Source organism: Caulobacter sp. FV2ye17ST (genome assembly GCF_058680955.1).
In genome coordinates this window covers 2,782,965-2,796,641 of record NZ_CM178727.1, presented here as the reverse complement: position 1 = coordinate 2,796,641, position 13,677 = coordinate 2,782,965, and the positions used below count along the sequence as shown (strand labels likewise).

The 13,677-nt window shown below is 66.1% G+C and carries 9 protein-coding genes; 5 read left to right on the top strand and 4 right to left on the bottom strand.

Translation table 11 applies throughout. The features are described 5' to 3' along the window. Positions 1–35: 35 nt before the first annotated feature. Both ACW17V_RS13400 and ACW17V_RS13395 read right to left on the bottom strand, forming a co-directional pair. Positions 36–2,696, bottom strand: a complete 2,661-nt coding sequence (locus tag ACW17V_RS13400) for a TonB-dependent receptor plug domain-containing protein (RefSeq protein ID WP_492105587.1) — start codon at positions 2,694–2,696, stop codon at positions 36–38. Between the two features lie 271 nt (positions 2,697–2,967). Beyond that, positions 2,968–3,312, bottom strand: coding sequence for a hypothetical protein (locus ACW17V_RS13395; RefSeq protein WP_492105586.1), 345 nt, complete (start codon positions 3,310–3,312; stop codon positions 2,968–2,970). Positions 3,313–3,383: 71 nt separating this feature from the next. Here ACW17V_RS13395 and ACW17V_RS13390 point away from each other — a divergent pair, with 71 nt between their 5' ends. Further along, positions 3,384–4,361 (top strand): helix-turn-helix transcriptional regulator, encoded by a 978-nt coding sequence (locus ACW17V_RS13390; protein ID WP_492105585.1) that lies wholly within the window; start codon positions 3,384–3,386, stop codon positions 4,359–4,361. On the opposite strand, the gene ACW17V_RS13385 is transcribed toward ACW17V_RS13390, so the two are convergent. After that, on the bottom strand, positions 4,358–5,368 hold the full coding sequence (locus ACW17V_RS13385; RefSeq protein ID WP_492105584.1) for a DNA topoisomerase IB: 1,011 nt from the start codon (positions 5,366–5,368) through the stop codon (positions 4,358–4,360). The two genes, ACW17V_RS13390 and ACW17V_RS13385, sit on opposite strands and share 4 nt — an antisense overlap. Before the next feature lie 67 nt (positions 5,369–5,435). Between ACW17V_RS13385 and rlmJ the strand changes: the two genes are divergently transcribed. The 3 genes from rlmJ to phaH all read left to right on the top strand — a co-directional run bounded on the left by rlmJ (position 5,436) and on the right by phaH (position 8,330). After that, entirely contained in the window at positions 5,436–6,263 is an 828-nt protein-coding gene (rlmJ, locus tag ACW17V_RS13380; protein ID WP_492105583.1) for a 23S rRNA (adenine(2030)-N(6))-methyltransferase RlmJ, read from the top strand. Continuing rightward, positions 6,260–7,543, top strand: coding sequence for a chromate efflux transporter (chrA, locus tag ACW17V_RS13375; RefSeq protein ID WP_492105582.1), 1,284 nt, complete (start codon positions 6,260–6,262; stop codon positions 7,541–7,543). Before rlmJ ends, chrA begins: the two co-directional genes overlap by 4 nt. Positions 7,544–7,628: 85 nt before the next feature. Next, on the top strand, positions 7,629–8,330 hold the full coding sequence (gene phaH / locus ACW17V_RS13370; protein WP_492105581.1) for a phasin PhaH: 702 nt from the start codon (positions 7,629–7,631) through the stop codon (positions 8,328–8,330). Positions 8,331–8,366: 36 nt separating this feature from the next. Here phaH and ACW17V_RS13365 read toward each other — a convergent pair whose 3' ends face one another. Beyond that, the gene (locus ACW17V_RS13365; protein ID WP_492105580.1) at positions 8,367–10,406 is read right to left on the bottom strand and encodes an alpha/beta hydrolase family protein; all 2,040 of its coding nucleotides are present in this window, start codon (positions 10,404–10,406) and stop codon (positions 8,367–8,369) included. Positions 10,407–10,703: 297 nt separating this feature from the next. Here ACW17V_RS13365 and ACW17V_RS13360 point away from each other — a divergent pair, with 297 nt between their 5' ends. Continuing rightward, complete coding sequence (locus ACW17V_RS13360) at positions 10,704–13,664, top strand: TonB-dependent receptor plug domain-containing protein (protein WP_492105579.1); 2,961 nt, start codon at positions 10,704–10,706, stop codon at positions 13,662–13,664. The last annotated feature ends 13 nt before the right edge of the window (positions 13,665–13,677 follow it).

Below are 13,677 nucleotides of genomic sequence, written 5' to 3'. Positions count from 1 at the left end.
TCGCCTGGCCCTTCCGTCTTGTCTGGATCGCGATCCTAGAAGGTCGCGGTGGCCTTCATGTACCAGAAGCCGCCCTGCCAATCGACGACCGAGTCCGAGCGATAGATACGGCCGTTGGTGGCCGACTCGCCGGTCTTGTCGGGATCTGGATAGTTGGAGAACAGGTTCCGGGCGCCGATGGAGATCGAATAGGTCTCGGTCGCCTGGTAGCTGAGTTCGGTGTCGAAGAAGACTTCCGGATCCCACTTCTGGACGACCGGGTTGGCGACGCTGAACATGTTCTTGTAGGGGCCCCAGATCGTGGCGCGCCCCACGGCCTTGAACTTGCCGATCTCGTGCGAGGCCGACAGCACCGAACGCCAGCGGGGCTGGGCGTTCTCGAAGTCATGCACGCCTTCGGCGTCGAAGAAGGTGTATTTCACGGCCGCCGTGGCGGCGGGCGTGTTGACCTTGTCGATCTTGAACTTGTTGAGGTTGCCGCTGGCCGTGAAGCTGGTGGTCTGGCCGTTGTCCCAGTTGAGCTTGTAGGTCGCCACGATGTCGACGCCCGTGGTGGTGGAGTCGAAGGCGTTCTGGAAGAACTGCACCTGGCCGATGGTGTCGGCTCCAGGCACCTTGGCCGCGATCAGACCGGCGCGGATCGTGTCGTTCACCGCGATGGCCGAGGTCGCGTAGAATTGGTCCTCGATCTTGATGCTGTAGGCGTCGACCGTCAGGCTCAGGCCGTCGAACAGCGAGGCGGTGAAGCCGGCCGCGATATTGAACGACTTCTCGGGCTTCAGCTCCTTGGCGCCCATGAACTGGGCCACCGGGTTGGTGGCCGGGAACAGGCCCGAGGCGATGATCGCGCCATTTTCGACACGGGTCGAAACGTTGGTCGTGAACAACTGGCCGGGGGTCGGAGCGCGGAAGCCGGAGCCGACCGAGCCGCGAACGCCGAAGCTGTCGGTGATCTGATACTGGCTGGCGACCTTGCCGTTCCAGGTGCTGCCGAAGTCCGAGAACTTTTCGCCGCGCACGGCGACGTCGAAGAACCAGGCTTCGGTGATGTTGGCCGAACCTTCCAGGTAGCCGGCGTAGGAGTCGCGGGTCAGCTTGCCCGAATAGTCAGGGGGCGAGCCCGGCGCGCCGTTCGAGCCGACAGCCAGGGCGGCGTAAACCGGATCCTGACCAGCAAAGCCGTCAGCCGTTGTCGTCAGGTAGTTGGCGCAGTTCAGACCCGCTGTGGCGGGGAGGGCGGCGCCCTTGGCCGTCGCGGTGTGGGTCGTGGCGTTACAGAAGCCGAACGGGTCGGGCGTGGCCCAGGTGCCGGCCACATAGGAGGGCACGTCGCCCGCCTCGATCTCGTAGCCTTCCTTGCGGTACTCGGCGCCGAAGTTCAGGGTGACGGGCGTGTGCAGGCCGCCCACGGCCCAGTCATAGGCGAAGTCGGCGTTGGCGGCGCTTTCGGTCGAGATCAGCGAGCCGACATAGAACGACTTGGGCGATGCGGGACCCATCGACGGGTTCACGGTGTCCCACAGGGTATAGGACAGCTTGTCGTCGCCGTAGCGGCCGCTCAGGTCATACTGCAGGCCGTTGGCGAACTTGCCCTTGAGGCCGCCGGTCAGGCTGTAGTCGGTGATGTCGCCGCCGAACATCGGGGTGAAGCCGGCCGGGAAGATCGAGCTGAACTGGAAGGTCGAGCCGTCGGCGAGGCGGATCGGCGTGGCGTTGACGGCGTTGCTGACCGGCGGACGATAGTTGAAATACTCGACCGCGCTGCTCTTGGAGTAGTTGGCGAACGCATAGACCGTCATGCTGTCGCTGATGTCGTAGCCGGCGTTGATCACCCCGCGCAGGGCTTCGGCGTCAGGCTGACCCCACTTCTGCACATAGTCGTTGATCAGGGCGCCATAGGCCGGGTTGGTCGCCGCGTAGTTGGCGACGCAGAAGCCGGCCGACTGGTTGGGGATGCCGACGTTGCAGTATTGCTTGCCGCGGTGAACCTGGTTCTGGCTGGTATATTCGAAGGTGCCGTTGACGAAGCCGCTGTCGCCCAGGGGCAGGCCCAGGTTGCCGGTGACCAGCACGTCTTCGCCGTCGCCTAGGAAGAACTGGCCGTACTGGGCGGTCAGCGAACCGCCGCTGGGGCTGTCCTTCAGCTGGAAGTCGATGACGCCGGCGATGGCGTCCGAGCCGTACTGCGCGCCGGCGCCGTCACGGGTGACGACCACGTTCTTCAGGGCCGAGGCGGGGATGGTGGCCGCGTCAGGCGCCTGCGAGCCGGTGCCGCCGATGCTGACCAGCGCCGAACGGTGGCGGCGCTTGGAGTTGACCATGAACAGGGTCTTGTCGGTGGGCAGACCGCGCAGCGAGGCGGGGCGGATGAAGGTGGCGCCGTCCGAGATCGGCTCGCGAGCCAGGGTGTAGGACGGGACCAGCGTCTTCAGAATGTCGTTGGTGTCGGTGAAGGCCGCGGACTTCAGGTCGCTTTCGCTGAAGGAGTCGACGGGGACCGCGCTGTCCAGAACGGTGCGGGGCTTGCCGCGCGCCGTGACGATCAGGGTTTCAAGTTCGGAAGTGCTTTCCGGCGCCGGGTCGGCGGCTGGGTCGGCGGCATGCGCCGCGACAGAGTATCCAAAAGTAACTGACATCGCAGAAATACCTGCGAGTAGAGTCGTTTTAAAGTGACGATTCATAGAGAGCCCCCTCATTCAATTTATCAACGCAAGATTGATTCCTTCTCCATGGCGTTCATCTCCCGACCTTTTATTGTTTTTGGTACTGACGCGATTTTTCACTCGGACGTTGCCGACCTATTCAGCGTGGAGTGAAGGTGACGGCTTCTGCAATGGGGGCGGTGACAAGAAGTCGTCACAAGTCCGCACGGCGGTCTCGGCGCCCCTTTGCAGGGCGTCGAGACCGCATTTTTAGGCAGAACATTGCTCTTGGAATGCCCAGATCGGGGGCGGCGCCCTCAAAGGGTCAGGCGACGAGACGCTGATCGGCCGGTTCGCGGACCTCGGACTCGAACAGGTCATAGGCGTCTTCCCAGGCCGCCAGACGCGAGTCGCGGCGTTCTGCGTCGTCGATGATCCGGATGATCTGATCCTCGCGATCGTTCCAGACGAGGCCCAGATCAACGACCCGCTCGACGTCGCGGCCCAGCAGAAGGATGAGGTCGGCGCGGGCGGCGCGCTCATGGCTGATCCGCATCAGGGTGCGGCCGGCGCCCAGGTCGCGATGAATGTCCGCGAAGGCCAGAACGGCCGAGATCATCGGTGCGTTTACAGGGGCGATGGCCCAGGCAGGGCAGGCAAAGCGGGACATGGCGGTCTCCTTCGTTCGGACCGCTCCTGTTTGCGCGTGCGGTGCGCCAGATTCGGTCGTATGGAGAACGTATGAGGCACGAAAAAGCTGCACGGCTCCTGGACCTGGCTCGCATGCTGGCGGGATCCAGCGAGGGCATGACCCTGGATGAGATCGCGCGCGCGCTGGATGTTGGCCGGCGCACGGCTGAACGCATGCGCGATGCGGTCTGGGCGGCGTTCCCGCAGATGGAGATCGTCGACGATCCACCGACCCGGCGTTTCCGCATTCCCGCCGGCCTGGACGGCCTGTTCCAGACGCCGACCGCCGAAGAGCTTGCCGCGCTGCGGACGGCGGCTGATTCCTACAAGGCGTCGGGCGCCGAGGGACGGGCCGCCTCGCTGTTCGCCCTGGAGCGCAAGCTGCTATCGGCCCTGCGCGGCGCGGCGCGTCGCAAGGTGGCCCCCGATGTCGAGGCCCTGGTCCAGGCCGAGACCATCGCCATCCATGCCGGCCCCCGGCCCTATGAGGACGAGACCGCCCTGGCGGCCATCCGCACGGCGATCAAGGGGCTGAGCGCGCTGTCCTTCCGCTATGACGGCGGCAGCACGCCCGGCCGCATGCGCGAGGTCACGCCTCTGGGCATCCTGTTCGCCCGCAGCAACTATCTGGTGGCGCTGGAAGGCGACGACCCGCGCCCGCGCTCCTGGCGGCTGGACAAGATGAAGGAGCTGAAGGTGCTCGACCGGCCGGCTCCGCCGCCGGAAGACTTCTCGCTGCAGGCCTTCGCCGACGAGAGCTTCGGCATCTATCACGGGGCGGTCGAGGACGTGGTGCTGCGCATCAAAGCCGACCGCGCCGAGGACGCCCTGCGCTGGCGCTTTCATTCCACCCAGACCGTGAGGCCCGAACCGGACGGTTCGGTGACCGTGGCGTTCCGCGCCGCCGGCATGCTGGAACTGGCTTGGCACCTGTTCACCTGGGGCGACGGTGTCGAGATCCTCTCGCCGCCCGGCCTGCGCCAGCTGATGGTGACCGAACTGCGAAAGGCGCTCGCGGCCCACGCTTAGGGCCCGACCAGCCTCAGCAGGGCCAGCTCGCTGGCGCGGGGCGAAGCGCTTTTGCGGGACGGCAGCTGTCCCGCGTCGTAGGCCTCAAACACGCGGGGGTGGATATAGGCCGCGCGACAGACCGCCGGGGTGTTGCCCAGCAGACCCGCCACGGCCTTGACGCAGAGGTTCGCCGACCGTTTGGCCTGGGTCTGGCTCGTCGCGGGCGGGAGGGTGCGAAGGCCTTCCATGGCCGCCAGCGATCCAGCCCAGGTGCGGAAATCCTTGGCCGAGAAATCAGACCCGCAGGCGGCCCGGATATAGTCGTTCACGTCACTGGACTCGACGGCGCGACGCTCGCCGTTTTCATCGACATATTTGAACAGGCGCTGACCGGGCAGATCCTGACAGGCCCGAATGATCCGCGTCAGGCGACGATCCTGAAAGCCCGTCCTGTGGCTCTTGCCGCTCTTGCCGCGAAACTCGAACACTGCGCCGCCGCTGGCCAGACGCAGATGGCGCTTTTGCATCGTCGTCAGGCCAAAGCTCTTGTTGGTGCGGGCATATTCTTCATTGCCCACGCGGATCAGGGTCAGCTCCAGCAGCCGGACCACGGCGGCCAGCACCTTCTCACGCGGCAGGCCACGACGGGCCAGGTCGGTCTCGACGCGCTTGCGCAGGCGGGGCAGGGCGCGACCGAAGGCGGCCATGCGCTCGAACTTGCGCAAATCCCGGTCGGCGCGCCATTCGGGGTGATAGCGATACTGCTTGCGCCCCTTCTGGTCGCGCCCCACCGCCTGGATGTGGCCGCGCGGGCTGGGGCAGATCCAGACCTCGGTCCAGGCGGGCGGAATGACCAGGTCCCGGATACGCTCGAGGGTCGCATCGTCTTTCAGGGGCTTGCCGTCGACATCGACATAGCGAAAGCCCGACACCGTCGCGCGCCGGCCCAGGCCGTTATGGTGGTCGTCGCAATAGACGAGTCCGGAACTGGCGATCGGGGCCATCTGGTGGGTGTCGCGGGCCATGGTTTGCCTCCCTATCGCCGTGCAACGTGATAGAGGAAGCGCCGGTTCCGGGAGCGCCTCGCCAGACATGAACTATCGCCACGCCTATCACGCCGGAAACTTCGCCGACCTGCAGAAGCACGCGATCCTGCTGGCTGTGCTGGAGGCGCTGAAGACGCGGTCGCCCAGCCTGTCGGTGATCGACACCCATGCGGGCGCCGGCGGCTATGACCTGAGCGGCGAAATGGCGCGGCGGTCGGGCGAGGCCGACGCGGGGATCTTCCGTCTTCTACAGGAGACCGACGCGCCGGCGGTTTTCGCCCCACTGGTCGCGGCCGTGCGGGCCATGAACGGCGGCGGGGACGGGCCGCTCTATCCGGGCTCGCCGCTGCTGATCGCCGGGGCGCTGCGTCGCGAGGATCGCTACACCGCCTGCGAACTGCGCGACGACGATTTCGACCTGCTGCGCCGCTCGCTGGCGCCCTACGCCTTTGCCCAAGCGTCCAAGGCTGATGGTTACGAGACCGCCGCCGCCAAGGCCGGTCGGGGAGGGCGGGCCTTCATCCTGATCGATCCGCCGTTCGAGCGCCCGGACGACTATGCCCGCATTGTCGAGGTGACGCGCCAGGCGCTGCAGCGCGATCCTGCCGCCGTGCTGGCGATCTGGACGCCGCTGAAGGACCTGGAAACCTTCGACGCCTTTGTCCGCGGGCTGGAAACCGTCACGAACGACGCGCTGGTGGCCGAGGTCAGACTTCGCCCTTTGCTGGATCCGATGAAGATGAATGGCAGCGCCATGGTGCTGGTCGGCGCCCCGTCGGAGGTCGAGCCCGCCGTACGCGTGGCCACCGACTGGATCGTCCGCCATCTGGGTCAGGCCGGCGGCGCGGCCAGGGTCTGGCGGACGGCCGGGTGACCCAGGGCGCGCCCAGCTTTGGCGAGGCGCTGGGCGTCTGGCTGAAGATCGGCTGTCTGGGCTTTGGCGGCCCCGCCGGCCAGATCGCCCTGCTGCACAAGACCGTCGTCGAGGAAAAGGGCTGGGTCGATGAGGCGCGTTTCGCCCACGCCCTGAGCTTCTGCATGCTGCTGCCAGGACCCGAGGCCCAGCAACTGGTCGTCTGGCTGGGCTGGCGGCTGCATGGCGTGCGGGGCGGGGTGGCGGCGGGACTGCTGTTCGTCTTGCCCGGACTGGCCATCATGCTGGGTCTGTCGGGCCTGTATGTCGTGTACGGACGATCGGAGTGGGCCGGCCCTGTGTTGCTGGGCCTGAAGGCGGCCGTCGTGGCGCTGGTGGCCCAGGCCCTGCTGCGCATCGGTGGGCGAACGATCCGTGACCGCGCCGGGGCGGCGATCGCCATTTCCGCCTTCGCCCTGCTCAGCTTTACCGTTCTGCCGTTCCCGCTGCTGATCCTGGCGGCGGGCGCTATCGGGTGGGCGATGGGCGGCGGGGCGAGCGTCGAGGTCGCGTCGGAAGAGGGGGGCGAGCGCGGCGGAACGCTGCGGACCGTGATGATCTGGCTGGCCGTGTGGCTGACGCCGGTCGCGGCGGCCCTGGCCATTGCTCCAGACTCCGTGGTGGCGCGGATGGGGGGCATCTTCAGCGGCTTGGCGGTGGTCAGTTTCGGCGGCGCCTATGCGGCCCTGGCCTATCTGGGGCAGGCGGCCGCCGCCTTCGGCTGGCTGACCCCGGTGCAGATGCTGGACGGCCTGGGCCTGGCCGAGACGACCCCGGGGCCGCTGGTGCTGGTCTTCGTCTTTGTCGGCTTCGTCGGCGCCTATCAGGCGGCCGCGCCGGAATGGGCCTGGATCGCCGGTCTGGCGGGCGGCTTGATGGCGGCGTGGGCGACCTTCGCGCCGTCGTTCCTCTGGATCTTCGCCGGCGGGCCCTTCGTCGAACGCCTGCGCGGCCGCCCGCGTCCGGCGCGCGCCCTGGCGATGGTTTCGGCGGCGGCCGTCGGCGTGATTGGTCAACTGGCGGTCTGGTTTGCGACGCACCTGCTGTTTCGCACGGGCGGTGCGCTGGCCTGGGGGCCGCTGAAGGTCACGATCCCCGATCCCGCCAGCCTGGACATCGTCGCCCTGGGCATGACGATCCTGGCCCTGGGTCTGACCTTCGCCCTGCGCCTGCCGGTGCTGACGCTGGTGGCGGTGATGATGGCGACGGGGCTTGCATTGAAGGCGATCGGGCTGGGTTGACCTAGCGGCAACATTTTCGCACTTGCGAACGTGAGATCTGTGTTATGCTGCGTTGCACAAAATCGCGGTTGCCGGAGCGCGCGCCATGGTTTCCACACTGTCCTTCTTTCCCGAGTTCAAGACCCAGCGGGGCGACGCCGAAACGGCGCCTCACGTGATGATTGGCGCCGCATCGCCCCTGTGGCTGATGTTCGGCGGCGCGGCCGCTGCGGGCGCCACCTGGTGGTGGTGGGCGTCGCGCTGGCGCGAGGCCGTCAATATCGAGGCGCTCAGCGCCCTGGCGCCGGAACCGCTGGCGCCGCCCGCCGCCGAGTGGGTGGAGCCGATCGCCGAACCCGTCGCGGAACCCGCGCTGGACCTGGCCGCCGAGGCCGTGATCGCGCCGATCGAGCTGGCCGCGGAAGCGACTGTCGAGACGCTGGATATCGTCGAGTCTGCGGGTGAGGTGATGGCCGAAGCCCTCATCGAGGTCGCCGAGACCATCGTCCCCGAACCCGAGACCCTGGCCGCCGCGGCTGAGCCGGTTGCTGTCGTCGAGGCCGCGGTCGAGGCGCAGGTCGAAACCGCCAAGGCGCTCGCCGACGACCTGACCCGCGTGGTCGGGATCGGTCCCAAGCTGGCGGCGTCGCTGGGTGAGCTGGGCGTGACCCGCTTCAGCCAGATCGCCGCCTGGACCGCCGAAGACATCCAGTCGATCGACCAACTGCTCAATCTGAAGGGCCGGGCCGATCGAGACGCCTGGGTCGCCCAGGCCAAGCGGTTCGCCGGCGCCGCGACCGAGGCCTGAGGCCCCGGCCGCATCCCCTAGGGGCGCAACCGGGGGTCAGCGGCTGAGGCCGATGCCCCCGGGACCGCACTCGGTGTTGAGGTATTTTTCGATCTCGACCAGCTGGGTCTCGATCATGGCCGGTTCCATGGTGACGAAGCCGTGGCCCATGTCCTTGATCTCAAGATAGCGGTGCGGCTTGCCCGCCGCCTTCAGCGCATCAACGAACTTGCGGGACTGCTTGACGTCGACATTGGTGTCGCGGTCGCCGTGGTAGATGAACAGCGGGATCTGGGCGCTCTTGGCCTGTTCAAGAGCGTCCAGGCCCCGGACCGTCGGGTTCTGGAACTCCCGCAAAAAGCGGCTGTCGAACGTCGCCTGCTTGATGCTGCCCAGGTCTCCGGCCCCTGCGCCTGAAATGGCGCACTGATACAGGCCGTTGGGCCGGATGGCGGCGACCAGGGCCGAGTAGCCGCCATAGGAATAGCCGAACATGGCGATCCGGTCTGGCGCGGCGATCTTCTGGTCGATCAGCCATTTGGCGCCATCGTCCTTGTCGTCCTGCATCTTCTGGCCCCACTCGCCGTCACCGGCGCGCCAGAGCTTCTGACCCCAGCCCTCCGAGCCACGGAACTGCGGCTGCAGCACGGCATAGCCGCGGCTGGCGAAGTACTGCACCCAGCCGGCGGGGTCCCAGCTGAGGTCGTCACGCGCCCACGGGCCGCCATGCGGCTCGATCAGGGTGGGGTAGGGCCCCGGACCGAACTGGTCGGTCGGCGGCGTGGTCAGGAAGGCCGGGATCATCAGGCCGTCGCGGGCCGCATATTGCACCAGCCGCGTCGCGCCCAGCGAGGCGGTGTCCAGGTCGGGCCGAACCTTGCCGAGCAGTTGCAGCGATCCAGACGCGTCGAGCAGGTAGTACTCGCCTGGATTGCCGGGACCGGACTTCTCGACGATGAAATGCTTCAGGTCTTCCGACCAGTCGGTGATCATCGCGTCGGCGCCGTCGGTCACGGGCAGGCGCGTTGACGCGCCGGTGGCGGGGTCTATCCAGTTCATGGCGACGGTCTTCACGCCCAGCGCCGCTCTCAGGCTCTTGTTGAGCGCCGAGAAGGTCTCGTCCGTCCAGTAGACGCTGCGCGAGGGGCCCGCATAGCTGAAACCCAGCACGCGGCCATAATCGGCCGCCGCGGTGGAGGTGATCACGCCGTTCGCGTCGAACAGTTTATGCTCCAGCAGCGGTTCGACAATCTGGCGAGCCTTGATGTCGTAGACATACAGGCCCGCCTTGTCCCGACCCTTGCTGGACGCGATGTAGACGATGTTGGGATCTTCGGTGAAGCCGACGATCGAGACCGGTTCACGGTCCTTGGCGTACCAGCGGAAATGCTCGGACCATTCGCCACTGGACGGATCGCGGATCCACTGGGCGATATAGACGGCGCCGTTGTCGTAACCCAATTCCTGGCGCGTCCGGATCTCGCCCTTCAGGTCCAGCTCAAAGCCGCTGAACCGGTCGGAATTGCGCATCAGGCGCTCGGTCAGGCCGGAATAGATATCGACCTTGAGAATGTCGCCCCGGGTGTCGATCCGTCCATCCTCGACCACCACATGGCGCGGGTCGGCGGGCAGAAGGTCAATCACGCTGGCGTCGCCGAACTTGGCCCAATAGGCCTCGTATTCCGACTTGGCCCGCGTTTCGGGCAGCAGAGTCGTCCAGGACTTGCCTTCCAGGTCAGAGACGTATTGCCGGAACAGGTGACCCTTGTTGGCTCCCGCGGTGAAGGTCTGGACGGTCTGGACCAGCAGGCGGTCGTTCTTCAGAAAGCTGACGCTCAGGATGCGGACCTTGTTGGCCGAGATCACCGCCCGGGGCTTGTCCAGCGCGTCGGTGGCCCACACCGAGATCGTCGGGCTTTGGCCGGTCGGCGAGGTCAGGGCGATGATGTGCTTGCCGTCGCGCGAGATCTGCACGTCGCTGATGGCCGGCGGGGCGGCGAAGACCGTGGCCGGCAACGGCGCGGCGCGAAGCGCCGGCGACGTCAGTCCCAGCAATGCAACGGCGGTTGCGACGAGCGGGCGCAGATCAAGTCTCACGGGGGGGCTCCAGGGCGAAGGGCGAGTCGCGATCTGGGCGCTACTCGCGCCCAAGTTTGCATAATAGCGGTCATTGAAGACCGGCCAAGCCGTCAGATGGCGTTGCGGCGCGCCTGTCGAACAGGCAACTGCGTGCCGAATGTCACACCGTGTCGAAATTGCGTCGGCAATGCGACGTAGAAGTTGCAGTGGGCGCCCTGAAAAGTTCATTTTTATCCGTGGTGAAGTATTGCTCGCTTAAGGTGAGCTGTTGTCAGGACTCGCCACATTCTGCGAAATCACGGAGGCGTTTCTGTCATGTCCAATCATCGTAAGCATCTTCTAGCCTCCACGGTCATCGCCGGGCTGGCCGCCAGCGTCATGTCGCCGGCGATCGCTATGGCTCAAGCCGCCGCGCCGCTGACCACCACCGACGAAAAGCCCCCCGAGGCGACCGAGGTCGAAGCCCTGATCGTCACCGGTTCGCGCATCAAGCGCAGCGAGTTCAACAGCCCCGATCCGATCCAGGTGATCAGCGCCGAGCAGGGCAAGCTGAAGGGCATCTCGACCGCCGCCGGTCTGCTGCAGACCTCGACGATCGCCTCGGGCTCGCCGCAGGTCACCTCGGCCATTTCCAGCGCCTTCATCACCGACGGCGGCCCCGGCGCCGAGACCATCTCGCTGCGTGGCCTGGGCGCCAACCGCACTCTGGTGCTGATCAACGGTCGCCGCACCGGCCCAGCCGGCGTGCGCGGCGGCGTGTCCGCCGTCGACCTGAACGTCATTCCGGTGTCCGCCATTGACCGCGTCGACATCCTGAAGGACGGCGCCTCGTCGGTTTACGGCTCGGACGCCGTGGCCGGTGTGGTCAACATCATCACCAAGCGCGACACTGACGGCTTCGAAATCGACGCCTTCGTCAGCCAGCCCCAGGACAAGGGCGGCGAGCAGTCGCGCGGCAGCATCAGCTGGGGCAAGACCTTTGATCGCGGCTTCTTCAATATGTCGTACGACTATTCGAAGACGTCCGAGCAGAAGATTGGTGATCGCAGCTACACCAACTGCGGCCGTCAATACATCAAGGACGCCAGCGGCAAGCGCAAGGACACGATCGATCCGCGCACCGGCGCCGCCCAGTGCCGCGACCTGCTTTACGATCAAATCTGGCTGTACGATTTCAACTTCGGCGGCATCGACGGCAAGCTGCAGTATGACTACGACGGCACGCTGGGTGGGCTGATCCCGCAGGTTCCGGCAGGCCAGGCAGCCAACTATCCGGGCATGCCGGCTGGCTTCTACACCGTCGGCTACAGCGACGAACCGCAAGCCGCCGACAACGGCGTTCTGGACTATAACAGCCCGTTCAACCTGGCTTCGTCGCTGGTGCCGCGCACCGAGCGCTCGACCGTCTACGCTCACGGCGCTTTCGACATCAACGACAGCGTCGAAGCCTATGGCGAAGTGCTGTTGAACCGCCGCGCCACCAAGACCAACGGCTACCGCCAGTTCTGGAGCTATTTCTACACCGGCGACTATGACCCCTTCAGCGCCGGCTTCACCGGCGATTTCATCCTGTCGCCGACCCCGGTCACGAACTTCAACCGCGCTGGCCAGCGCGTCGACTATCAACGCTATGTCGGCGGCCTGCGCGGCGACTTCGGCAAGATCGACTTCCTGAAGGGCTGGGACTGGGATGTCTTCACCCAGTACAGCCACTCCAAGGGGACCTACTCCCAGGACGTGATCCTGAAGGACGCCGTCGACATCGGCGCGTTCCGCACCGGCTCATGCGCCGGCCAGGTCACGCCGATCAGCAAGAAGGCCTGCGTGGATGTCAGCTGGGTCACGCCTGACTTCCTGGCCGGCAATTACACCGCCGCCGAGCAGGCCTTCCTGTTCGATACCGAAGCCGGTCAGACCACCTACAAGCAGCTGGTCATCGAAGGTTCGACCTCGGGTACGCTGTTCAAGCTGCCGGCCGGTGACGTGGGCGCCGCGTTTGGCTTCCACTACCGCAAGGACTCGATCAACGACGTTCCGGGCCCGATCACCCTGGCCGGCAACGTGTGGGGCCTGTCCACCGCCGGCATCACCAAGGGCGACGACCTGGCGCGCGAATTCTTCGGCGAACTGAGCGTTCCGCTGCTGAAGGGCCTGCCCTTCGCCGAGAATGTCGAGCTGTCGCTGTCGGGCCGTCACACCAAGGTCAACAGCTATGGCGAGGACGACACCTACAAGGTCGGCCTGAACTGGCAGATCGTACCGTCCCTGCGCGTTCGCGCCACCAAGGGCACCTCGTTCCGCGCCCCGGCGCTGTTCGAGCTCTACAAGAACGCCGAGACCAGCTTCGCCAACCAGCGGACCATCGACCCCTGCATTCGCTGGGGCCAGAACCTGGCGCAGGGCAATATCCAGCAGAGCGTCGCCGACAATTGCGCGGCTGACGGTGTTCCCTCCACCCACACAGGCGCAGGGTCCACCGCCACAGTCACCGCCGCCGGCGGCAAGGGCACGCTCAAAGCCGAAACGTCCAAGGCGGTCACCTACGGCGTGATCTGGACCCCGTCGTTCGCCGACCTGAACGTGGCTGTCGACTACTTCGAAATTGAAGTGAACGACGAGATCAGGCAGTTGGGCGCCGCCCGGATCGTTGATGGCTGCTACAGCTCGCTGACCTTCGCGACCGAGCCGCTGTGCAACCTGTTCACCCGCACGCCGGGCTCGAACCTGATCAGCACCGTCACCAACAACTACCTGAACATCGCGGAGCAATCGAACCGCGGTATCGACCTGACGGCGCGCTTTGGCCAGGAACTGCCTTGGGACTCCAAGCTGACGATCGATCTGCAGTCGACCTGGCAGCTGGAGGACACCACGGCTCTGTTCGCCGGTACGACGATCGACGAAAACGGCTTCGTGGGTGATCCCGACTGGAGCGGCCAGCTGAACTTCCGCCTCACCAAGGGCGACTGGACGGGCTTCTGGGGCATCGACATGGTCGGCAAGGCGTCTGACGCCGAAGACTATGACGACCGGAACACGGCGGGGACGACGTTCTACAAGATCCACACCGAGTTCACCGCCTATCACAGCGTCTCGCTGCAGAAGAAGTTCGACGACTGGTCGATCCTGGGCGGTGTCGCCAACGTGTTCAACGAGACGCCCCCGGCCGTCTCGCTGGGCCAGGGCAACTATGACACTGTCGGCGCCTCGGTGCTGGCGTCGCAATATGACTACTATGGCCGCCGCCTGTTCATGAACATCACGGCGCGCTTCTAGTCCTAGCGGATTG

Bases quoted from the DNA above. Each gene is read 5' to 3' on its own strand.
- rlmJ (WP_492105583.1), top strand. From the start codon at position 5,436: ATGAACTATCGCCACGCCTATCACGCCGGAAACTTCGCCGACCTGCAG.
- ACW17V_RS13385 (WP_492105584.1), bottom strand. From the start codon at position 5,368: ATGGCCCGCGACACCCACCAGATGGCCCCGATCGCCAGTTCCGGACTC.
- phaH (WP_492105581.1), top strand. From the start codon at position 7,629: ATGGTTTCCACACTGTCCTTCTTTCCCGAGTTCAAGACCCAGCGGGGC.
- ACW17V_RS13395 (WP_492105586.1), bottom strand. From the start codon at position 3,312: ATGTCCCGCTTTGCCTGCCCTGCCTGGGCCATCGCCCCTGTAAACGCA.
- ACW17V_RS13360 (WP_492105579.1), top strand. From the start codon at position 10,704: ATGTCCAATCATCGTAAGCATCTTCTAGCCTCCACGGTCATCGCCGGG.
- ACW17V_RS13390 (WP_492105585.1), top strand. From the start codon at position 3,384: ATGAGGCACGAAAAAGCTGCACGGCTCCTGGACCTGGCTCGCATGCTG.
- ACW17V_RS13400 (WP_492105587.1), bottom strand. From the start codon at position 2,696: ATGAGGGGGCTCTCTATGAATCGTCACTTTAAAACGACTCTACTCGCA.